This is a genomic window from Legionella gratiana, from assembly GCF_001467695.1.
GTDB lineage: Bacteria > Pseudomonadota > Gammaproteobacteria > Legionellales > Legionellaceae > Legionella > Legionella gratiana.
Window position 1 is genome coordinate 1 of the sequence record NZ_LNYE01000031.1, and the last position, 23078, is coordinate 23078.

Sequence of the window (23078 nt, forward strand, 5' to 3'; positions counted from 1 at the left end):
TTTTGCAGAAGGAGACGGTATTGAGAGCATCGTCACCCTCTGCGTAAGCAGGGGGTCTCGTAAGCGTATGACTGCAAGGTGAAGAGAGCAAAGATTGGTTACTTTTAGACCTTCCGCTTTTGCGGAAGGTGACGTTTGAGCTGAATCGTCTACACATCTTGTCTATCGCAAACAAAACAGGATCCAATTATTTTTTTTGCAGAAGGAGACGGTATTGAGAGCATCGTCACCCTCTGCGTAAGCAGGGGGTCTCGTAAGCGTATGACTGCAAGGTGAAGTTTAGAGCAAAGCTTTGTTACTTTTAGACCTTCCGCTTTTGCGGAAGGTGACGTTTGAGCTGAATCTTCTACACATCTTGTCTATCGCAAACAAAACAGGATCCAATTATTTTTTTTGCAGAAGGAGACTGTATTGAGAGCATCGTCACCCTCTGCGTAAGCAGGGAGTCTCGTAAGCGTATGATTGCAAGGTGAAGTTTAGAGCAAAGCTTTGTTACTTTTAGACCTTCCGCTTTTGCGGAAGGTGACGTTTGAGCTGAATCTTCTACACATCTTGTCTATCGCAAATAAAACAGGATCCAATTATTTTTTTTGCGGAAGGCGACGGTATTGAGAAGTCCGTCACCCTCTGCGCAAGCAGCTGTCTCTTGATGAGATAGGATCAAGAGACAGCGCTTTCACGGAGGGTGCCGATATGCTGAGAGACGAAGATTCGTCCCTTAATTGACGCCATTGCGTAAACACTTACTGCAAAGTTTCCACCAAACTGAGAGTTAAGTGTTGGTGGAACCCAATTTTAGGAATTATTTAGTTGATTTTTCTGACTGTTCTAAGAATATAGCTTTCCTTACAGTAACTCTATATATCCTTATATTTTGCACGAAAAAGAGGACAACTTACTCATTTTAAAATGTATAACATCCACAGCTCTTAAATCTTATCCAAATTTTACCTCATGCAACAGCCCCCTATCTGAAATAATTTTCACACACCACAGGTATACAAAATAGGATAGGGGATGATTTATTAGCGTAGGTAATCCTACGATACTGTAATTCTTTTCACTAACAACTCATTGGAGACATCTGTCTCTTCACAGGGTAAAAAGTTAGGGGCTTTTACTTGACTCTTAAGCATATTCTTAAGAGAAAAAAAATGATGAGGATTTAATGGGACACCTGTATCTGTAAGTTCAAGTTGCGCTGAATTCTTTTTTATCTCTGACCAATTTTGTATAGAACTTTTCGATGCTAAATTAGTTTCAGACTTATCCCCTAGCACTTCAGTTTTTTTGAACATTTTTGTTACCTCTTATTGTTATCAATCAATTCATTAAAATACAAAACGCACTAACCGATTCTCAAATCTGATTAAAATCAGATAAAAGACCTTCACCTAATACCAAAACTCTATCCATTTGTTTTGCTAAATGATGATCATGAGTAACAATAACCAAAGCGGTATTCATTTTTCGATTCAGTTCGAGCATGAGTTCAAAAACTTTTGTTGCAGTGACCTGATCTAAATTACCAGTAGGTTCATCCGCCAAAACACAATAAGGCTGATGGACTAAAGCTCTTGCTATGGCTACCCTTTGCCGCTCCCCTCCTGAAAGCTGTGCTGGTTTATGAGTTTTCCTTTCTTTAAGTCCGACATCATCAAGCATTTTACTTGCTTCTGTCTCTGCATCTTTAACCGATTTTTTTGCTAAAAGTAAAGGCATAGCAACATTTTCAAGTGCAGTGAACTCAGGCAATAAATGATGGAACTGGTAAATAAACCCTAAGCCTTGGTTGCGTAACTGACAACGTTTTTTTTCATTTATTTTTTGCCAACTTACTCCATTGATCCATACATCCCCACTTGTTGGTTGATCTAATCCACCCAGTAAATGTAACAAGGTACTTTTACCAGAGCCTGATGGACCAATAATTGCCAGACGCTCTCCTTGAGTGATAGATAAATCAATACCTCGCAACACATTAACTTTAGAAGCACCATCATTATAAGACTTACAAAGTTTTGTAACGTTTAAAATAAGATTATTCATAGTGTAAAGCCTCCGCAATTACTGTCCTTGAGGCTCTCCAAGCAGGATAAATAGTTGCAATAAAACTCATAAATAAAGCCATGAAACAAACTTTCCATAAATCACTAAGCATCACTTTAGAAGGTAAGTAATCCACAAAATAAATACTGGATGATAAAACTTTAAAATGGAACCAAGTTTGTAGATGATTCACAATAGTTGTTGCATTTTCTGCTAAAATTAACCCGCCAATCAATCCCAAAAAAGTCCCCACTATGCCAACCATCATTCCCTGCACTATAAAAGTCCATAGTATCGTAGAAGGAGTCGCACCAATAGTTCTCAAAATTGCAATTTCTGCTTGCTTATCATTGACAACCATAACTAAAGAAGATACTAAATTGAATGCTGCTACAGCGATAATCAGTAATAAGATCAGAAACATCATTGTTTTTTCCATTTTAACCGCCTGGAAAAAAGCGCCATATTGCTCCGTCCAATTACCCACTTGGTAGTCTTCACCTAATACATGAGCTAATCGAGAAGACAACTCCGGTGCCTGGTATACATTATTGATTTTCATCTTGACGCCGGTCACTTCATTGCCCATTTGTAATAATTTTTGCGCATCTCCGAGATTAATAAATGCTAATTTTGTATCAAAATTAAATCCCGTTCCTGCAGAAAAAACACCTACAACAGTAAACCGTTTAAACCGAGGAATCATTCCGGCAGGCGTCACTGTCGCCTGAGGAATCATGACGGTTACTTTATCTCCAATCATGGTTCCCATACTATCCGCCAAACCTCTACCAAGAATAATGCCAAAATCTTTTAAATTATTAAGACTTCCAGCAAGCAACTTATCTTGTAGGTGACTCATTTTTTCTTCTTCTTCGGGTAATACACCAGTTAGGACAATCGGTAATACCTGTCCATCATGAACCATTAATCCTTGGCCTCCAACAAAAGGTGCCAGTGCTTTAATTTCAGGAATCGTTTGAATTTTTTTAGCAACTTCTGGCCAATCATTTAATCGTTCATTTGGACCTGAGACTGTAATTTCAGGTGCCATGCCAAAAAATCGCTTATGAATTTGTTGATCAAAACCATTCATCACCGATAAAACAGTAATAAGAACCATCACCCCCAAGCCAATGCCAAGCATCGAGCTAAGAGAAATAAAAGAAACAAAATGATTTTTCTTCTTAGCGCGCGTGTAACGTAAACCCATAAAAAGGGCTAATGGTTTATACATAATTACTTTTATTTTGGTTAAATCCCTATTGTAGAGAAAAAATCGCCCAAGGGATATAGTTCTTGTATCGATTAAACCTCTTTTTGCAGTGAAAATACTTAGGATAAAGCGTGAACCCAAAACGGTTATATGAGACTATTCTTGTAGTATTGATTGCAATCATTCTTCTATGCAATAGAATTTCGAATCCATTTTCTTTTTTTCATCAGATAACACACATACTTATCCACAGATTTTGTGGATATTTTCAAAAATCACTAATTAAGCAAATTGTAAATTTAATTTATCCAAAGTATTATATTTCACCAAACAGCCTGTTCTCAAAATAAAAGGTATTAGTATGTCTTTATCTGAATCTGAAGTTAGGAAAATCTCATTTATGGACAAGGTTGCTCGCTTAGCTCATAAACCTGGGATTCAAGTTAATGAAATAGAAGCTCTGTTGGACGAAGAACTTAGCATTGTATCTGCAGGAAAAGGACTTACCTTACTCACCGATCTAATCCATTTAGTTTCATTTGTAACAATGAAACATTTCTCCAATCCAATTTCAGCTATTCAACTATTTGTTAACGAGAATACAACCCGAGAAACACGAAAAGCACTGATCACAGCAATACGGATGGCGCCCAAAGAAGAGGACAAAATTTATGATTTCATTTGTCTTCTAGCACAAAAAAATCAATTATCACGATACACTGAACTTGCCCGTGTTTCTCCACTTCGCTTTTACATCAGTGAGGAAGAGCGGTATGAATATAACGAATGGTATTTAATTTTTGACCTATTCGGTCTCTGTAAAAATATCCCTCATGAATTAATTCCATTAATTGCCCGTAACTTTACCATTACTACTCCTTCAGCGGAGGATCTCTTAGCATTAAGAACATTTTTTGAAATGATGAGTCAATTCCATCTTTTAAAATTGGAAATTATTGAACCCATGTTACCTCATCTTTATTATAAAGACAGCATAGAAAAACTCCAAGCGCTCCTTCTCAAATTAAGCCGCATGGAGTTACTTAAACCGGATGTTTTAGCAGCAGCTTTCCCTCTATTAAATCATATGGATGCCCTCAATCTTTTTTTCACCATCTATCAAGAAGAACTTTTGTTAGACAGTTCGCGTCCGGCGATATTAGAACAGCTATCCACATATTGCCAATTATCACTACCTAATAAAGACAGTTATGATGATGTAGTGCCAACTAATACTCCTTTGCATCAAGCAATTATCGATCGCAACTACGATAACCTAAAACGCGCATTAGATTTAGCGAATACAAAGCTTCTTTTGGCAACTTCCTATGAAAATACAGCGCTTACTCTAGCGTGCAAATTAGCAGATGAAACAGCAGCAACGCTTATTTTGACAAAAATGCACGAATTAGGCTGTGATGTCGATCAAGCAGATCATCATGGAATGACTGCACTTCATTGGGCTCGATTTTATCGTTTTAATAATTTAAGTATTGATCTCATTACTGCCGGGGCAAATCCGGAATTAATGACTCTAAATGGAAAAAATAGTGAGTACTTTGCGAAACACACTTTTTTACTTATGGATTTTCAAATAGAAAGTGGGCGAGAGATTATTGAAGATTATTTCAAATTAAAGAATAGCGCCTTGACCGATGTTGCTTTTCATGCTGAAAAAATAGCCTTAAATTTAAAATTAACCTCACGTGACGAAATTATGGCTCTATACCATGCTGATGACACAGCACAGTTACGTTCATCAAACAGATTTTATTTATTTTTTAAAGTATTCCGTACCCGATTAGTCGAATGGTTAGCAAGACAAAACGAACTGGAACTATCCCCTCAACATTCTATAAGGTAAATTCAATAAGTTAAAAAGAGAACACTTAGTAGTATTATTTTGATCAACTACCAGTTATCCTATGCCAATAATATAAATATGCTTACAAGGTAACGTATCGGTATGAATCCTAGTTCTTGGTATTATCCATCTTTAATTGCCTTATGTCTTTATGGTGCTTGGGGATATTGGGGCACAAGAGCATCCAGTTTTATTAATCCTCTTTCAATCACTTTCTATTCAAGTATAGGTGTGCTTATTTCGGGTATTATTGCTTTGATATTACTCGACTTTAAGCTGGATATTTGTCCTAAGGGGGGGGTATATGGTTTATTGAATGGTTTGGCCAGTGGCATTGCCTGTATTTTTTTCATTATGGCATTACGAAATGGGCCTACAATGCCTGTAGTGTTAGTCACCTCCATGTATCCAATGATTACTTTATTGTTGTCTGTCGTATTTCTCAAACAAGGGCTCAGTTTAAAACATGGATTAGGAATGATTTTTGCGATTCTAGCTCTAATTTTATTTGCTACAGAATAATTATTAATTGGTGCCCAGGGCCGGAATCGAACCGGCATGGTGTTACCACCGAGGGATTTTAAGTCCCTTGCGTCTACCTGTTTCGCCACCTGGGCAATCATTTTTGGAGGCTGAGGCCGGAATCGAACCGGCGTACACGGCTTTGCAGGCCGCTGCATGACCACTCTGCCACACAGCCTCATTTTGATACTTCTAAATCGACACACTCTAAAAAAAAAGCGACATGGTCGTCGCTTAATCTGGAGCGGGAAACGAGACTCGAACTCGCGACCCCAACCTTGGCAAGGTTGTGCTCTACCAACTGAGCTATTCCCGCGTCTCTACGGGGTGTGATTCTACCTAAAATTAATTCCCTGTCAATAATAAAATTAATTTTTTTTCGTTAATTCTGGCCAAGCAATTGCCAAGTAAATAATCATCGACCAAATAGTTAAAATTGCGGCCACATAAAGCAACACAAAACCGAAAATGCCACCCCAAGAATCCAATGAATTAAACGCTAATAATAAAAACAAAGCGATCATTTGTAAGAAAGTTTTTATTTTACCCACATAACCTACAGTAACACTTGCTCGTCTGCCTATCTCAGCCATCCATTCGCGTAATGCTGAAATCACAATTTCACGGCCAACAATAACAATTGCGGGAATCGTAATGTACTGAATATTGTTAGCACCCACTAATAACAATAAACTCGTAGAGACCAATAACTTATCAGCAACAGGATCAAGAAAAGCGCCAAAAGGTGACATCATTTGTAGCCTTCGTGCTAAATATCCATCCAACCAGTCAGTAAAACTTGCTAAAGCAAAAATACTTGCGGCCGAAACATAGGCAAATTTGAAAGGCAAATAAAACACCATCACTAGGACTGGGATCAAAACAATGCGCAGTAAAGTTAATAAATTGGGCAAACTGGTTAATGTACTCAACGATTGATACTCCCTTTTACATATGACTAAATAGAACGCACTCTATCCAATGAGCAAGCTCCAAAATAATTAGGTACTATGACTTAACTAACGTGAGTTCGACATAAAAAATAATGTAATTTATCGAACTATCCCAATTTTAAAAGTGGATCCCGTATAAATGCTACGCATCCCGCTTTCGCTGGAGACAAGCTTTACGGGATAACGTTCGTTTAGCGGCATAAAAGACATAAAAATGCCTTTATGTCGAACTCACGTTAATTACCTCTCGTTAAATTTAAAAAATCAGCTAACTGTTTATAATCATCAAATACAACCAAGGCTCCTGCTGCTTTAAGTACTACAGCCTCTTGCTGATGGTATATATCTATTCCTACAGCAGCTACTTGAAGATTTCGTGCCATTTCCATATCAGTAGGTGAATCACCTATCATCAACGTTTTATCCGGAGTAACACCAGCCTCTTCTATAATTTCTTCCAACATCTTCGTGCAAGGCTTTGCTGGTACTTGTCCTGCAGAGCGCGTCACCTGAAACACTTGATCAAGCCCTGTAGCTTGCAAGGCACGCAATAAAGATTGATGTCCTTTATTCGTTGCTATAGCTAACTCTATCTGAGCTTCATGTAATTGAGAAATGAGTTCACGCACACCAGGCATCAAGCACACATCTAATGGACGAGAATACATTGCTTGTTGCACAGCATGCAATAATTGTTGGTGCTGTGTCGAGGATAAGTGGGGGTATGCTTTCTTTAATGCTTGTACTAAACCCAAATCTACATATTTTCTCGCCTCAAAAGAATCAAAATCACCAAAACCCAGCAAATTTGCTTCTGTAGAAACCACATGTAAAACTACTCCTAAAGTATCTGCAATAGTACCTTCCCAGTCAAATACTACCAATTCATATGGATTGCTCATTGAACACTACGCTCCTGATACGCAATTGTTTTAGTGTAGTAGAAAATTGATCGTCTGCATCAGCTTGAAACAGAAGCTTTTTTCCATTCAATTCAAATTGAATGGATCGTGCATGTAAAAAAAGACGATGTTGCTGATTATCTATCCCTTCTACTTGTCCTGCAAGTGCTCCATATTTTTTATCTCCGACTATAGCATGTCCTAAATGAGCACTATGTACGCGGATTTGATGGGTACGACCTGTTTTGGGACTAGCCTCAACCCAACAGGCTTGTTTGTAATTTTCAAGAAGCTTAAATAGTGTTTCGGAAGCCTTACCTTCTTCGTTAACCTTAACGATGCGCTCACCTGATTTTAAAATATTTTTTTCAAGAGCAGCCTGAACAATTACTTCTTTTTTTCCTTCCCAACGATGGTTTAATAATGCCCAATAAGTTTTTTGTACCTCCCGCGCTTCAAGCAAAGCATGTATTGCTCTTAAAACACTGCGCTTTTTTGCTAATAAAAGACACCCTGATGTTTCTTTATCTAAACGATGTATTAATTCTAGATAAGCTAAGTCAGGCCGGGTTTTTCTCAAAGCCTCAATCACACCAAGACTTAAACCGCTTCCTCCATGAACTGCTATGCCTGCTGGCTTATTAAGTACCAAAAGGCTGGGATCTTCAAAAATAATCGATTCGTTCAATCGCTTTGCTAAGGTATCACCAACAAACACATCTTTGGGTTCTGATAGACGAATTGGTGGAATTCGTACCCTATCACCAACATGCAATCTTGAATTAATTTGAGCTCTCTTTTTATTAACTCGAACTTCACCAGCACGTATTATTCTATAAATGTGGCTTTTAGGAACACCTTTTAAAATGCGAATCAAGTAATTATCCAAACGTTGCCCTTCTTCTTCATTGCTAATTTCTTTATAACTTACTTCATTCATTGTCAATAAACCTGTTTGCGGTGTGCGATTTTTTTGATATGATCGCCAATAGCATGGAAAATTTTCATGCAACCGAATTATAACGCATAAATAGAAAAAAAGCGTGACTATTTACTTTTAAAGTATATATAGATCATTGAGGAAATTGGACCATTAGCCCAACCTAAATATACTTAAAATGTAGTTACAAGAAAAATAGCGCTTCCATTTAAGCTTAAAGATATAAGGAAGCGACCCAATGCCAGGGCTAAATTGATCATATTTTTAACAGAAACCTATGCATGCCAGACATGCTTTATACCGATTACGAATTATTTCAGGGCTACCACACGCCATTGGCTTACTTTTTCAACCCGCTTGACTCGTAACCAGTATATTTTACAGTATGCACCTCTTATTAGACCTCTTTCGAAACTCTCTGCAGAGAAGAAAGCGCAAGAGGACGCGGAATACCCGATGAGAATGTTCATGAAAAAATATGAGAATTGGGGTACCGTGTCGACAAAGAAATTCACCTTTACATTAGAGTTTCGAAAGAGGTCTATTGTACAGGAAACATGCATGAGGTCTGTCCACAAGGCTATGGGTTCGCTTAAAGATCACCTCACTTATTGTTCAATCCCAGGTGCCGCTGCTCTATTACCGGCTTATGGTGACATGACTGGATTTTCAAGCGATTGTAATAAAGCATACCTTTCTATGCAGCAACACAGTATGGAAAATTCAGCGCACCGCCAAGAGAATAGAAATACCAGCCACCACATTGAACCTCTAAGGAGTTTTGAGCCTTATACTCGGATCTGTTTACAATTCGCTAGCTTGAGTCAAACTCTCTTAATTTTCAAGCAACGTAGCAGAGCACATATGAAGCATGCGAGCCTCTTAGTGCAAAAAATCAAGGCATTTTGGCCAAGATAGTAGAATTGTAAATAGACCCTATCTCATCTTAAATGACAGCGCCCAAAATATGGGGTAATAGATGGAAAAAATGTTAATCAATGCAATGCAAACGGAAGAAGTTCGTGTTGCACTTGTTAAAGATAATTATTTATTTGATCTGGATATTGAATGTCCTGGTGAAGTGAAAAAAAAGGGTAATATCTACAAAGCAATAGTTACCCGTAGAGAACCTAGCCTCGATGCCATTTTTGTAGAATATGGCGCTAAACGCCAAGGGTTTCTACCTCTAAAAGAAATTGCACCTGAATATTTAAGTAAAAATCCAGAGGAATTTGGCGATGAAAAACCACCGATCACATCATTAATCCGTGAAGGTCAAGAATTATTAGTTCAAGTTGATAAAGAGGAACGCGGTAGCAAAGGTGCTGCACTAACCACATTTATTACTTTAGCGGGTTGCTATCTGGTTCTCATGCCCAATAACCCACGTTCTGGCGGCATTTCACGACGTATAGAAGGTGAAGATCGTGATGAACTTCGGGAAACACTCAATGCGCTGGTTCTCCCTGAAGACATGGGACTTATTATCCGAACAGCCGGTGTTGGTAAAAGTCAGGAAGAATTGCAAGATGATCTGAATATGCTCTGTAATCAATGGCAATCAATTAAACAAGCCTATAATACAGAACTTGCTCCTTGCCTAATTCACCAAGAAGGAGATGTGATTATTCGTTCCATTCGCGATAATTTACGTAAATCAATTAGCGAAATCATTATTGACGATCAAATTTCCTATATTAAAGCAAAACAATATATTGAACGTGTAAAGCCTGAGTTTTTACCAAACTTGAAACTCTATAATAGCAGTATTCCGTTGTTTAATTTCTATCAAATTGAAAGTCAGATAGAAACTGCATTTCAACGACAAGTCATGTTACCCTCTGGAGGTGCATTAGTTATTGATAGAACGGAAGCACTCGTATCAATTGATGTAAACTCTGCTAAAGCTACTGGTGGCTCTGATATAGAAGCAACTGCCTTAAATACAAATATTGAAGCAGCCGATGAAATCGCCCGTCAATTACGTCTACGTGATTTAGGTGGTTTAGTAGTAATTGATTTTATTGATATGAGCTCCAGTAAAAATCAACGCGAGGTTGAAAATCGCTTGAAAGAAGCATTACAAGCTGATCGTGCACGTATTCAAGTTGGTCGTATCTCTCGTTTTGGGCTTTTGGAAATGTCTCGCCAACGACTAAGATTGTCTCTTGGTGAAAGTGCTCAGGAAGTTTGTCCTCGTTGTGAAGGACGTGGTACTGTCCGTAATATTCAATCGCATGGCTTATCCATTACACGACTAATCGAAGAAGAAGCATTAAAAGAAAAAACTGCTGAGATACAAGTTCAGCTTCCTCCTGAAATGGCTACTTTCATTATGAATGAAAAGCGTAATTACATTAGAGATATTGAAAAAAGGCATGGTGTTGCCATCATGATCATTGCAAATCCTTATATGCACTCACCTCAATACTCGATTACTCGTCTAAAAGAAGATAACGTAGGTAAATCTAAAAAGCCAAGTTATACCTTAATCCAACAACCTGAATTACAAATTTCGAGCAATGAAACTGACATTTCCCAAGATCAGCCCGCTGTCAAATCCTTTGCCGAACATCATCCCGTTAAAAGCACTCAAGCTAGTTTCATCAAGCGATTATGGTCCAGTTTATTTGGTGGACATGCTGATTCAGCTGCTCCGGTTACTCAGAGCCAATCCAAAAAAATACAACCTCGTGGCCAGGCTCAAGCTAAATCACCTAAAAGTTCTACGGGTGACAGAAAATCGTCAAATCGTAGACGTCGATCGCTTGGTTCGCAACAACGAGCAAACACAAGTAGCGGTTCAACAAGTTCTAACATGCATCGTAAAAAAGCGAGCCAGCCGCAACAGCAACAATCGAATAACAAAGCCCCTGTTGCTCGAACTGAAAACAAAAAAAGAGAACCAGCGATAAAAGAATAGAGTGTAACCGTGGCTCGGTTATTCCGCAGTAGAATGTGAGTGGGATAAAAAAGGGAATGATTACCACCGCTCGTTCGGGCTAAGCGCTCCTCAGCCCGAGCGGTTCTAGGTATAAAATCCTTATCCTGAACATCAAATTAAATAAAAACCGTTCGCTATAAAAAATCACTTTATTTTTTATAGCGAACTCACGTTAAATTAAGAAAAAATATTCTTAGATACTAACATGGAGAGTTTGAAATGATACCCGTCAAAGGCTATGCCGCTCAAAGTGCAAAAGCACCTCTTACTCCTTACTCTTTTAATCGTCGTGATGTTGGAGAAAATGACGTTTTAATTGATATCCACTATTGTGGCATCTGTCATTCAGATATTCATCTCGTTAGAGGTGAATGGGAAGGTAGTATCTTTCCAATGGTTCCTGGCCATGAAATTATTGGTATTGTCAGTAAAATAGGCTCATCCGTTACTAAATTTAATGTAGGCGATCGAGTAGGAGTTGGCTGCTTTGTAGACTCCTGCCGCCAATGCGACAATTGTCATGAAGGATTAGAGCAATTTTGTGACGAAGGTATGACATTAACTTATAACGGTACAGAATCTAATGGAAACAATACGACTAAAGGTGGTTACTCTACTAAGATCGTTGTTGATGAGAATTACGTTTTAAAAATACCATCAAATTTGCCCTTGGATGCAGCAGCACCTTTGCTCTGTGCAGGAATAACTTTATACTCACCACTAAAGCATTGGCAAATAGGCCCTGGAAAACGTGTGGCGATTTTAGGTTTAGGAGGCCTTGGGCATATGGGTGTTAAACTCGCTCACGCAATGGGGGCTGAGGTAACTGTACTTAGTCATTCACTTAATAAAGAAATTGATGGCAGACGTATGGGAGCAAGTCATTTCTTTGCAACTTCCGATGCAAAAACGTTCGAAAAATTAACTAATCATTTTGATCTCATCATTTGTACTGTCTCAGCCAAAATCGATTGGAATGAATACCTCAAATTATTAAAACGTGATGGAACTATGGTTATTGTTGGAATTCCAGAAGAACCTACCCTGATTAATTCATTTTCTTTGATAGAGCGTCGTCGAAATTTATCAGGTTCATTGATTGGTGGCATTAAAGAAACTCAAGAAATGCTTGACTTCTGTGGTAAACACCACATAGTTTCTGATATTGAATTAATTCCTATTCATAAAGTCAATGAAGCTTATGAACGTGTCTTGAAAAGTGATGTTCGTTATCGCTTTGTTATTGATATTGCATCATTTTCATAGAACTGGATCCCGTATAAATGCTGCTCCTTTTACGGGATAACGTTCGTTTAGCGACATAAAAGGCATAGAAATGCTTTTTATGTCGAACTCACGTTAAGTTAATATGTATGAATGCAACAGCGGGCACAATTGTTCAAACAAAGAACAAACCTATCTATGATGCCAACCCTCTTTTCTGCTAAGGAACTGGGGCCATTGATGCAGTTCCAAATAAACTTAGAATTAAAAAAGCTAAAAAAATCACTATAAATAAAAAGAAGAGTACTTTAGCAATACTCGTAGCTGTGGATGCAATACCTCTAAAACCAAACAAACCAGCCACTATAGCAATAATTAAAAATATAAGTGCCCACTTTAGCATAATGCTCTCCTTATTGAGAAAAATAAGTATTCTTTAAAATCCTTCTCATTACTAATTTTTTATCTCAAAATCTGCGTCCTAATGTCCTAATGCCATAGAGAGGAATCTCCTTGAGACATGTAGAGCACCTTATTTTTGAGTATAGCTGAAAAAAGAAATAACCCTAAAAAACGCTGTGAAATCATATAGTACACCCACTAGGTTTTAGACAAGGCGCACATGAACGAGGTGAAGGAGTTTACATAAAAGTAAATGACCGAAGCCGAGTGAGTTTGCAACGCAGTATAAAACTTAATGGGTGATGTTATAGCATGACCCTAGGGTGGGGCGGGTTTTATAAACCAGTAGCAATAGGATTGACACCAATATTAGGATTTATACCACAGTCATCGAGAATTTTAAGTAAATTATTTCCTCTTTTGGTTAACCGTTTAATGCAATATTCTTCAAGATAACTTTTTAAAATATATTCATATTCAGGCAAGGTCAAAACATTAAGTATTTTTTCGGCCATTTCCAAATGCCGCTTATTCCCATAATCGCAAGCTTGAAATAAAACACCTCCTAACATTGCAGCAAGACTTGCCTTACGTGTTGGGTCTGCCAAATAAAAACGCTGAATGCATTCATCAATTGCTCTCTCTTTATCCCATACTACCCACTCATCATAAAAAGCCATAGCTGGATTAGGATTAAACTGGTTCGTTTTCTCCAATTCTTGAATAGCATACGCCACTGCTACTATAGCTTGGATATTAGCCCAGGAACAATTACCACTGATCTGCGAACTAATAGGCATTTTTGCTACAGGAGTTAACCCTAATTGTTGGTTGATCACCTGATGAAAATAAGTTCTTGCTTGTTTTTTATATAAAAAATCTTGCAAAAAATAACTATCAAAAACTTCTGGTCTCGTGATTTTATAAATAGTAACACTACCCTCTTTCAGACTGTTTTCACCTCTATCAATTTTAGCCCACCACTGACCAAAACGGATAAAGCCCATGGCATGGCCACGACTTGCTGCAGGGAGAATTATCATGGATGCGTTTAAAAGTGTCTGCAACCGGTTAAGGTGTTGCCTCTCCAAAAATGGCAAATGCTGATATTGCAAAAGTTCTTCAGCAATAGTAAATGCATCAACGATAATATGAGCAAATGGGAAATACTCGCGTAAATGTCGTGTTGAAAAACTACTAATAAAGCGCCTTAAAGCATCTTTTATTGCAGAAACAGTGAATTCTAGAATAAAACCCTCATAATCCAGTTCAATGAATTCACCCTTGGCATTTACTATATCTACATCTCCTTGCAATTCGAACCGATGCCCTAAAAGTTTGCCATTAATGAAATCCAGCGCAAAATCAAGCTTTGCCCCATAATTATAGAGCAAGTGTTTGAGTACATCCTGACCACGGAGTACTGGGTAGACCAATACAGAAAGTCCATTGCGTGTATAGGCATTAGGATCTGCTCCATTGTTTAACAATAAACGTGCAAACGCCACATCGTTATTATCTACAGCCCAATGCAAAGGAGTACGTCCAGTTACATCAGCTTTATTTACATCTACTTTACGAACAATCAATTGCTCAGCAATTTCAATTTGACGAGTAATAGCACTCTCAATTAAAGGCGTAAAACCATACTCATCAATGTCATCTAACGACTCTCCAGCTCGAAGATAAGAGTCAAAATCAGGCATTTGATGGCCGATTATGTCACTTGCAATTGTCATTGAGGACCTCTAGGTCTAGGCGTATTAGTAAATTTTGGCATATGCCCTAAACGTAGTTGCTTTTCTTGCTCTTGGTTGCGTCGTTCGTTATCAAACTCTCGTCGAGCCTCGGTATTTAAAGGAGGTTCAGGATTTAAAGGAGAGTCAACACCATCAAAACGCTGGCTGCTTAATTCTGGATGTTGTAAAATGCTATTTTGCAATTCACCCTCAGGACTAGGCGGGGCTTCTTGATTGGAATGTTCACGCGCTTTCACCGATGCTAACCGCCGCTCACCTTGCTGTTCAGCTAAACGTCTTTGTCGTTCCATTGCCTTAGTTTCTGCAACTAAAATGGATTCTTTTTCGATACGAGTAAACTCAGGCAGATCATATATTTTTTTAAGCAAAACATATACAGCGCCAATACCACCATCTTTAGGATTTGCACTATGAAAAGCAGCTACCTCCGCAATTTGCGGTAACCAATGATTGATCAAATTCTTTAACAAAGGAAAAGCATTTTTACGACTTTCTGTACCATGGATAATCAATAAGGAATTTTTCCTATTGTTCACCTGTTTTTGAATAAATTTCAATAAAGCCTTACGGGCCTCTTCTATCTGTAAACCAGAGAGATCCAATTTTGCTTCCCAATGAATTTGTCCTGTTTTTAGTTCATGAAGTTGCTTACCCGATACACTCGGTGTAACGTAAGATAAAACAGCATGAGCAAGAACCGGCTCTTCAATATCATCGGTTAAATAATATTCATTTAGCATATACTTCAAAATATCCAATTGCGTTAATCAAAGTATAACTTAGGTTATAAAAAGTAGGAGGATTTTTTAAGCGTTCTACGCCAATAGATATTTTTATTATAGCATTCATTTATAGGACTTGGGCGTGCATTACAGCGTTGCGCAACCCAAGTCAAGATTCTTAATAAAAATCAAGAAACAAGGACAATAAAATAATTACAGAAATTCTCTTTGTAAAATTTCAGCAATTTGCACTGCATTAGATGCAGCACCTTTACGAATATTATCCGCTACTACCCACAAATTTAATCCATTTGGATGTGAAATATCGGCACGAATTCGACCTACAAATACTTCATCATGTCCTATAGCATGTTTTATCACAGTTGGGTAACTTGCTTTATCTATATTATCAACTACTTTAACACCAGGAGCTTTAGAAAGAATGGTACGAGCCTCTTCTGCAGTCATTGCTCTTTTTAGTTCTATATGAATGGCTTCGGAATGTCCATAAATAACAGGGACACGTACCGCTGTAGGATTCACCATAATATGCTCATCCTCCATAATCTTGCGTGTTTCCCATACCATTTTCATTTCTTCACGGGTGTAGCCATTTTCTTCAAATTGATCAATATGCGGAATAGCATTAAAAGCAATTTGTTGAGGGTACACATGGATACGAGGAGGTTTACCATTCAATAAATCACCCACTTGCGACACAAGCTCGCTAATCGCTTTCTTTCCAGTACCTGAAACAGACTGATAGGTAGCTACATTAATACGTGAAATTCCTGCTGCATCATATAAAGGTTTTAAAGCAACAACCATCTGGATGGTGGAGCAATTAGGGTTAGCAATGATACCTCTATTTTTATATTCGGCAATACGATGCGAATTCACTTCTGGAACAACAAGAGGAATATCATCTTCATAACGAAAACATGAGCTATTATCAACCACAACACAACCACTCGCAGCGGCTTTGGGAGCATACTCCTTAGATACAGAACCTCCAGCTGAAAATAAAGCGATATCTGCCTTGCTAAAATCAAATTCAGCCAGATCTAAAACATCTAATTCATTGTTTTTAAACATTACTGTTTTACCAACAGAACGAGAGCTCGCCAAAGGATAAAGAATTTTTATAGGGAAATTTTTTTCTTCCAATACCGTTAAAAAAGTTTCTCCTACAGCACCTGTAGCACCCACTATGGCTACATTTAATTCTCTACTCATTATCACCTCTCTCTATTGTATTAGTTTAGACTTCGTTCCAAACTCGCTGTAGTGAGGGAAGTACGAGGAGAAACGGAGCACAGAACCGGAGCGTACTCGCCAGTACATGAGGATTCGAGCACCGTATCGACGTAGCAATTCTCCACTACAGTAGCGTTTGGAACGAAGTCTATTGTAGACTATCTCATTATCGCCTTATGTCTCAAATAATGATCCATCAATACTAAAGCCATCATTGCTTCAGCTATAGGCACTGCCCTAATTCCCACACAAGGATCGTGCCGTCCTTTAGTTACTATCGAAACCTCTTCCCCAAAAACATTGAGTGTTTTTCCTGGACTGGTAATACTTGATGTAGGCTTTAATGCAATACTTACTTCAATATTTTGTCCTGTAGAGATCCCTCCTAAAATCCCACCTGCATTATTACTAAGAAAGCCTTGATGTGACATTTGATCTCGATGCACTGAACCAAGTTGATTCACTGCCTTAAAACCAGCACCTACTTCAACACCTTTAACAGCATTGATTGACATCATCGCATAAGCTAATGTCGCATCCAGCTTATCGAACACGGGATCACCAAGTCCTACAGGTACATTACGAGCAATAACGTTCACTCGAGCTCCAACTGAATCCCCTTTTCTTCTTAGTTGCTCCACTGCATCCGCAAGTTCTTGAACTTGTGTCTTATTAGGACAAAAAAAAGGATTATTAGAAATCTCTGCCTCATCATCAACGTTTAAAACCAACTCCCCCATTTGTTGCAAGTAACCCACAATCTCCAGTTTTAAATGATGCTGTAAATACAAACGAGCGATTGCACCTGCTGCAACTCGTGCCGCGGTTTCACGAGCTGAGGAACGACCTCCGCCACGATAATCACGATGACCGTATTTATGATGATAGGTAAAATCTGCATGTCCTGGACGAAATAAATTTTTGATTTCCTCATAATCTCGTGAGCGTTGATCGGTATTTTGAATCAACAAAGCAATAGGCACGCCTGTTGTTTTTCCTTCAAAAACTCCAGAGAGAATTTGCACTTTATCGTCTTCTCTTCTTTGTGTGGTGTATTTGGATTGGCCTGGTTTGCGTTTATCAAGAAAAGGTTGGATGTCCTCAGCTTGCAACGGTAATCCTGGGGGGCAACCATCTACCACACAACCAATAGCTGGGCCATGGCTTTCACCAAATGTAGTTACTGTAAATAAAGTTCCAAAAGTATTACCTGACATTAAAATACTCATCGAGTTGTTGTTTCGTTAACAAAAACACACCTTGTCCACCATGGCTCATTTCCAACCAAGTAAAAGGAACATGTGGATATGCCTCACCTAAAGCGTCTTCACTATTGCCTACTTCTACAACCAAAACACCATGTTCACTTAAGTAGGCATGGGCGTTTTGCAGAATGGTTTCCACAATAGCTAAGCCATTATTTCCAGTTTCCAAAGCTAAAACAGGCTCATGGCGGAATTCATCCGGCAACGTTTGCATCTCTGCTTTACCCACATAAGGGGGATTACTGACAATTAAATCATAGCTTATTTGCGGTACTTTGGTGAAACAATCCGATTCAATTAAGGTAAGTTGTTCTTCAACCTCTAATTGTTCGCGATTAATTGCAGCAACAGCAAGTGCTTCACTTGAAATATCAGCAGCATCAACTTGGGCATCAGGAAAGGCATAACAGCACGCAATCGCGATACATCCACTGCCGGTACATAAATCTAAAATCCGGTGTACCTTATCCGCATCTATCCAAGGAGAAAATTCATTCTTAATCAGTTCTGCTATAGGAGAGCGCGGAATAAGAACCCGTTCATCCACATAAAAAGGTAAGTCACAAAAATAGGCTTCTTTTATTAAATAAGGCACGGGGACACGTTGATTAATACGTTTCTCCAGTTGCTGACATAAATATTTTTTTTCACTGGTAGTCAAGCGAGCATTTAACCAATTAGACTCAATCTCATAAGGTAATGAAAGACTCCTTAGAATTAAAGAATGCATATCGTCCCAAGCATTATCCGTACCGTGACCATAAAACAAATTAGCATTCATAGCACAGGACACACTAAAGCGTAAAAAATCTAAAATAGTAATTAACTCTTCCGTTTCCTTAAGTATATAACTGCTCATAGGGGTTCATTCCCATTCAGAAAAAGCACAAATTGTACCCTATGTTAAATAACAAATGTAGCCCAGCAAAGCAACATCCGTACAAAGAACTTTTAGCATCCCTCAACTTTTGTCTTGCTTCTACCCACCTAAATTTCAAGATATACTTAAATATAAACTTTAAATTCTAGCAAAAGATGGCTGATAATTTTGTGTCCGATGAGGACAAAGCGCTATTTCGTGAATGCATGCGCTCAGTAAAACCACTTCATGAAAAAACAAGACGTGTCACATCAAAGACTAAACCTCCGAGGCAGCCTCAAAAAAGTACATTAAAAGAAAAAGAAGTGAAAAAAGAATATTATTTATCGGATATAATTATCGAAACAGTTCTTTCTGAAACGATTCTTTCGTATTCTCAATCAAGCCTTTCCCATCAACGATTCAAAGCATTAAAAAAAGGGCAAATCCCTTGGGAGGAGCGATTAGACTTACATGGTTTACAAAGTGAAAAAGCCAGAGAGATGCTTTGCCAGTTCATTCAAACACAGACAGAACAAGGGAAGAGATGCTTATTAATTATTCACGGTAAAGGAGGCATCCAAGGCGCACCTCCTATAATAAAAAACCTGCTTAATCGCTGGCTTCCCCAAATAAATGAAGTTATTGCTTTTCATAGTGCGTTACCTAAAGACGGCGGCAGTGGAGCAATCTATGTTCTTCTGAAAAGAAAAAGATAAGTTCCATAAGAACCCTCATCCTTTACTTGCGTTCATTCTCTATTCTGGGGATAATTCGCTACATTAATAAAACATCAAGAGCGGAACATGGAACATTTAGGTCAATTTATCATGAATCACTGGCAACTATGGTTAGCCCTAATTGTGATCTTACTGTTAACCTTTATTAATGAATTAATCACTCAAAAAAAGAAAGCTAAAGAACTGACGCCTCAAGCTGCTGTTAATCTAATCAACAATGAAAATGCTGTAGTAATTGATTTGCGAGACAAAGAAGCATTTAAACAAGGTCATATTATCGATTCTATAAATGCTAAAAGTGATGATTTTGAGCAACAAAAAATGGACAAATATAAAAATAAACCTATTATTTTAGTAGGTACACGAGCTCTGGATACACAAGCCATAGCGAAAAAAATTCAGACTCAAGGTTATCAACCTTTAGTGCTTAGTGGAGGAATTGCTGCCTGGCAAGAGGCAGACCTACCCTTAGTGAAAGGAAAATAAAATTATGACTGAAATAATCATGTACAGTACTGGGTATTGTCCTTACTGTGCTAGAGCAAAAGCGTTATTCCAACAAAAAAATACTTCATTTACGGATATTCGTATTGATGTACACCCCGAATTACGTGAAGAAATGGTAACCAAAAGTGGCGGCAGACGTACCGTGCCACAAATTTTCATCGATGGCCAACATATTGGTGGCTGCGATGACTTATATGCCCTGGATGCCCAGGGAAAACTCGATCAATTACTAAGAGGATAGCTATATTATGAGCGAACAAGCAAACCAGGCGCCACAAAATAATGAAACTCAATTTATGATTCAAAGAATCTACATTAAAGATTTATCTTTTGAAACACCCAATACTCCTGCAGTTTTTCAACAACAATGGGAGCCTGAACTCAATCTTGACCTAAATACCAGTACAACAAAACTAGAAGAAAATGTTTTTGAAGTTGTATTAACAGTAACAGCTACAGTAAGCAATCAAAAAAGCACTGCATTCTTAGTTGAAGTCAAACAAGCAGGTATTTTTACCATTCAAGGCGCTCCAACAAATCAACTGGATCATTTACTAAACAGCTTTTGCCCCAATATCTTATTCCCTTATGCACGTGAAGCGATAACGTCTCAAGTGATTCGTGGCAGCTTCCCACAACTCGTATTGGCACCTATTAATTTTGATGCTTTATACATGCAACAACTTGCAGAAAAACAAAAGTCAGGCGAAGCTAAAGAAGAAACTACGCACTAAAACAATAGTGTGAAGAAGTAATAGTCCGCTGCCATTAATTTAATGAAGTTGTCATTCCCACGTAAGCGGGAATCCATTTATAAAAGTGGAACAGTTTCCTATAGAAAATGGATCCCCGCCTACACGAGGATGACACAACGGCTTCTTAACTGAGTAGTAGCAGTGAAGCAAATATAAGGAAGTTCTATATGAGCCCTTAGTTTTGCTTATGAGACAGAGTTGCAACTTGTTTAAGAACGTAAAAAATGAACCAGAAAACGATTGCCATATTAGGTGCAGGATCTTGGGGTACTGCCGTTGCAATACATCTTGCTCATATAGGGCATCGTGTTTTGTTGTGGGGACACGACCCCCAACACGTTGCGCTCATGGCCGAAAAAAAAGCAAACCCTCGTTATTTGCCTGATATTAATTTTCCTGAAACCCTCTTTCCTACTCATGATTTGGCTTATTGCTTCAATAAGGCAGACTACGTGATCATTGCGGTGCCATCCCATGCATTTGCTGAAATTATTGCGAAAATCCCCAAACCACCTCAAGGTCTGGCTTGGCTCACTAAAGGAATTGATCCCCAAAGTCATCAGTTATTAAGTGAGTTAGTTTCTAAGACTTTCGGCCCCTCTTTTCCGCAAGCCATTATTTCTGGCCCATCCTTCGCCAAAGAAGTAGCTTGCTTATTACCAACTGCAGTGACTTTAGCCTCCAACAATTCAGAATATCAAAAAAACATTCAAGAATTACTGCATCACCGGAACTTACGAGTGTATTTAAGTAATGATCTTATCGGTGTTCAAATTTGCGGAGCAATTAAAAATGTATTGGCAATTGGTTGCGGCATAAGTGATGGCTTAGGTTATGGTGCAAATGCTAAAGCGGCTTTAATCACACGTGGTTTAGCAGAAATGGAGCGTCTAGGATTAGCTTTAGGGGCTCAAGCAGATACTTTTCTTGGCTTAGCAGGTGTAGGGGATTTAGTATTGACTTGCACGGATGATCAATCACGTAATCGTCGTTTTGGCTTGCTTTTGGGGCATAATATCAGCATTACTGAAGCCGAAAAACAAATTGGTCAGGTTGTAGAAGGAAAAAGTAATGCATCACAGGTCTGTTTCATAGCAAAGCAACATCAAGTTGAAATGCCTATCTGTGAACAAATCAATGCACTGTTACAAGGAAAAATTAGTGCTAAAAAAGTAGTACAAAACCTGATGAGCCGCCCCCCTAGAAAAGAATAGTGTTTAAAGTGAGTTCGATATGAAGGATTCAATTATAACTCTTTATAAATCAGAATTAGAAAAACATTACTTAGACAACAACGGAAGTATGGTGTCGTATTTAATTGAAAAAATGTCCACCGTCACCACCATTGAAGAATTAATGAAGCTTTTTTCAAATGTTATTCAATCAGATAGAACGCACTATGAAGCAATTAGCTTGAGCTCGAAATTGTCTACTTGGAAAAAGGAACTTGAGAATCTAAAATCCGCTCAACAACAAACGCTTGTTGATCTAGGTAAAATAACTATCACGAGCAAAAATAAAAATCTGCTCTTACTCCTTAAAGAAATCCTCTCTGATTCTCATTTGCTGTTGCATAGTTATATGCCTCTCTTACTGAGCATACTTTGTAATAACTCCCTCTCGGATCTTATTGATTACATTGTACAGTTACCTAGTGCCTCAAAATCCATACATTCTCTGCCAAGATTCTTTGCCGCTCCAATACCTAGAAGTGAACAACATGCAGAATGCCTTTTTTTATTAAATAATCTAATGTCAGCTTATAGAGAAAAAGATCGTCTATGGGAGACCACAAAGGGCTTATTACAAACATCTCTCATTATGTATCAAGAGTTGGAGTTCTTGGAAGTGAACCTTAATGATGAAAAAGATACGCAAAACATAGAACGAAGTTGTTGTTCTCTAATGTAATGCACCATTGCCACCTGCGTAAAAGTGGAAGGTCTTCTCAATACCGTCACCTTCCGCAACAGCGGAAGGTCTAAAAGTAATAAAGCCTTGCTCTAAACTTCACCTTGCAGTCATACGCTTACGAGACCCCCTGCTTGCGCAGAGGGTGACGGACTTCTCAATACCGTCGCCTTCCGCAACAGCGAAAGGTCTAAAAGTAACAAAGCTTTGCTCTAACTTCACCTTGAAGTCATACCCTATTAGACCCCCTGCTTGCGCAGAGGGTGACGGACTTCTCAATACCGTC

At 38.4% G+C, this 23078-nt stretch carries 23 protein-coding genes and 3 tRNA genes; 11 read left to right on the forward strand and 15 right to left on the reverse strand.

The features are described from left to right. Positions 1-1040: 1040 nt before the first annotated feature. The 3 genes from Lgra_RS17055 to Lgra_RS17065 form a co-directional block, all read right to left on the reverse strand. Complete coding sequence (locus Lgra_RS17055) at positions 1041-1298, reverse strand: hypothetical protein (protein ID WP_058500375.1); 258 nt, start codon at positions 1296-1298, stop codon at positions 1041-1043. Positions 1299-1359: 61 nt separating this feature from the next. Beyond that, on the reverse strand, positions 1360-2049 hold the full coding sequence (lolD, locus tag Lgra_RS17060) for a lipoprotein-releasing ABC transporter ATP-binding protein LolD (protein WP_058500376.1): 690 nt from the start codon (positions 2047-2049) through the stop codon (positions 1360-1362). Further along, positions 2042-3286, reverse strand: coding sequence for a lipoprotein-releasing ABC transporter permease subunit (locus Lgra_RS17065; RefSeq protein WP_058500377.1), 1245 nt, complete (start codon positions 3284-3286; stop codon positions 2042-2044). The genes lolD and Lgra_RS17065 overlap by 8 nt, the downstream gene beginning before the upstream one ends. Before the next feature lie 340 nt (positions 3287-3626). Here Lgra_RS17065 and ankQ point away from each other — a divergent pair, with 340 nt between their 5' ends. Together ankQ and Lgra_RS17075 are read left to right on the forward strand one after the other, a co-directional pair. Next, entirely contained in the window at positions 3627-5129 is a 1503-nt protein-coding gene (gene ankQ, locus Lgra_RS17070) for a Dot/Icm T4SS effector AnkQ/LegA10 (RefSeq protein WP_058500378.1), read from the forward strand. Between the two features lie 102 nt (positions 5130-5231). Then, positions 5232-5651 carry an EamA family transporter gene (locus Lgra_RS17075; protein ID WP_058500379.1) on the forward strand — a complete coding sequence of 140 codons (420 nt, stop codon included), beginning with the start codon at positions 5232-5234 and terminating at the stop codon, positions 5649-5651. 8 nt (positions 5652-5659) lie between these two features. Here Lgra_RS17075 and Lgra_RS17080 read toward each other — a convergent pair. From Lgra_RS17080 to Lgra_RS17105, 6 genes are all read right to left on the reverse strand, one after another. Then, a tRNA-Leu gene (locus Lgra_RS17080) sits at positions 5660-5746 on the reverse strand. A gap of 9 nt (positions 5747-5755) precedes the next feature. Then, positions 5756-5829, reverse strand: a tRNA-Cys gene (locus Lgra_RS17085). 62 nt (positions 5830-5891) lie between these two features. Then, positions 5892-5967 (reverse strand) — tRNA-Gly (locus tag Lgra_RS17090). Between the two features lie 52 nt (positions 5968-6019). Then, on the reverse strand, positions 6020-6583 hold the full coding sequence (pgsA, locus tag Lgra_RS17095) for a CDP-diacylglycerol--glycerol-3-phosphate 3-phosphatidyltransferase (RefSeq protein ID WP_058500380.1): 564 nt from the start codon (positions 6581-6583) through the stop codon (positions 6020-6022). 257 nt (positions 6584-6840) lie between these two features. Beyond that, on the reverse strand, positions 6841-7506 hold the full coding sequence (locus tag Lgra_RS17100) for an HAD family hydrolase (protein ID WP_058500381.1): 666 nt from the start codon (positions 7504-7506) through the stop codon (positions 6841-6843). Next, complete coding sequence (locus Lgra_RS17105; protein WP_058500382.1) at positions 7490-8446, reverse strand: RluA family pseudouridine synthase; 957 nt, start codon at positions 8444-8446, stop codon at positions 7490-7492. The genes Lgra_RS17100 and Lgra_RS17105 overlap by 17 nt, the downstream gene beginning before the upstream one ends. A 561-nt stretch (positions 8447-9007) precedes the next feature. Between Lgra_RS17105 and Lgra_RS18415 the strand changes: the two genes are divergently transcribed. The 3 genes from Lgra_RS18415 to Lgra_RS17120 all read left to right on the forward strand — a co-directional run bounded on the left by Lgra_RS18415 (position 9008) and on the right by Lgra_RS17120 (position 12656). Further along, the gene (locus tag Lgra_RS18415) at positions 9008-9364 is read left to right on the forward strand and encodes a hypothetical protein (RefSeq protein WP_238584486.1); all 357 of its coding nucleotides are present in this window, start codon (positions 9008-9010) and stop codon (positions 9362-9364) included. A 61-nt stretch (positions 9365-9425) separates the two neighbouring features. After that, entirely contained in the window at positions 9426-11369 is a 1944-nt protein-coding gene (locus tag Lgra_RS17115; protein WP_058500384.1) for an Rne/Rng family ribonuclease, read from the forward strand. Between the two features lie 240 nt (positions 11370-11609). Beyond that, positions 11610-12656: an NAD(P)-dependent alcohol dehydrogenase gene (locus Lgra_RS17120; RefSeq protein WP_058500385.1), complete on the forward strand. Its 1047-nt coding sequence runs from the start codon at positions 11610-11612 to the stop codon at positions 12654-12656. 178 nt (positions 12657-12834) lie between these two features. Here the strand turns inward: Lgra_RS17120 and Lgra_RS17125 are convergent, their stop codons facing one another. The 6 genes from Lgra_RS17125 to prmB form a co-directional block, all read right to left on the reverse strand. After that, a complete protein-coding gene (locus Lgra_RS17125) occupies positions 12835-13017 on the reverse strand; it encodes a DUF1328 domain-containing protein (RefSeq protein ID WP_058500386.1) in 183 nt (60 codons plus the stop codon). A 334-nt stretch (positions 13018-13351) separates the two neighbouring features. Further along, positions 13352-14755, reverse strand: a complete 1404-nt coding sequence (gene ankH / locus Lgra_RS17130; protein WP_058500387.1) for a Dot/Icm T4SS effector AnkH/LegA3 — start codon at positions 14753-14755, stop codon at positions 13352-13354. After that, complete coding sequence (locus tag Lgra_RS17135) at positions 14752-15516, reverse strand: Smr/MutS family protein (protein ID WP_058500388.1); 765 nt, start codon at positions 15514-15516, stop codon at positions 14752-14754. Before Lgra_RS17135 ends, ankH begins: the two co-directional genes overlap by 4 nt. 195 nt (positions 15517-15711) lie before the next feature. Further along, entirely contained in the window at positions 15712-16734 is a 1023-nt protein-coding gene (locus tag Lgra_RS17140) for an aspartate-semialdehyde dehydrogenase (protein WP_058500389.1), read from the reverse strand. Between the two features lie 179 nt (positions 16735-16913). Next, positions 16914-17972 (reverse strand): chorismate synthase, encoded by a 1059-nt coding sequence (aroC, locus tag Lgra_RS17145; protein ID WP_058500390.1) that lies wholly within the window; start codon positions 17970-17972, stop codon positions 16914-16916. Then, positions 17962-18879, reverse strand: coding sequence for a 50S ribosomal protein L3 N(5)-glutamine methyltransferase (gene prmB / locus Lgra_RS17150; RefSeq protein ID WP_058500391.1), 918 nt, complete (start codon positions 18877-18879; stop codon positions 17962-17964). Before prmB ends, aroC begins: the two co-directional genes overlap by 11 nt. Before the next feature lie 176 nt (positions 18880-19055). On the opposite strand from prmB, the gene Lgra_RS17155 reads away from it, so the two are divergent. The 6 genes from Lgra_RS17155 (at position 19056) to Lgra_RS17180 (ending at position 22792) form a co-directional block, all read left to right on the forward strand. Beyond that, on the forward strand, positions 19056-19598 hold the full coding sequence (locus Lgra_RS17155) for a Smr/MutS family protein (RefSeq protein WP_058500392.1): 543 nt from the start codon (positions 19056-19058) through the stop codon (positions 19596-19598). Between the two features lie 87 nt (positions 19599-19685). Continuing rightward, entirely contained in the window at positions 19686-20105 is a 420-nt protein-coding gene (locus tag Lgra_RS17160) for a rhodanese-like domain-containing protein (protein WP_058500393.1), read from the forward strand. 4 nt (positions 20106-20109) lie between these two features. Further along, entirely contained in the window at positions 20110-20367 is a 258-nt protein-coding gene (grxC, locus tag Lgra_RS17165) for a glutaredoxin 3 (protein ID WP_058500394.1), read from the forward strand. A gap of 7 nt (positions 20368-20374) precedes the next feature. Continuing rightward, positions 20375-20860 (forward strand): protein-export chaperone SecB, encoded by a 486-nt coding sequence (gene secB / locus Lgra_RS17170; RefSeq protein ID WP_058500395.1) that lies wholly within the window; start codon positions 20375-20377, stop codon positions 20858-20860. A 245-nt stretch (positions 20861-21105) separates the two neighbouring features. Continuing rightward, positions 21106-22095: an NAD(P)H-dependent glycerol-3-phosphate dehydrogenase gene (locus Lgra_RS17175; RefSeq protein WP_058500396.1), complete on the forward strand. Its 990-nt coding sequence runs from the start codon at positions 21106-21108 to the stop codon at positions 22093-22095. 19 nt (positions 22096-22114) lie between these two features. Continuing rightward, positions 22115-22792, forward strand: a complete 678-nt coding sequence (locus Lgra_RS17180) for a hypothetical protein (protein ID WP_058500397.1) — start codon at positions 22115-22117, stop codon at positions 22790-22792. Positions 22793-23078 lie beyond the last annotated feature (286 nt).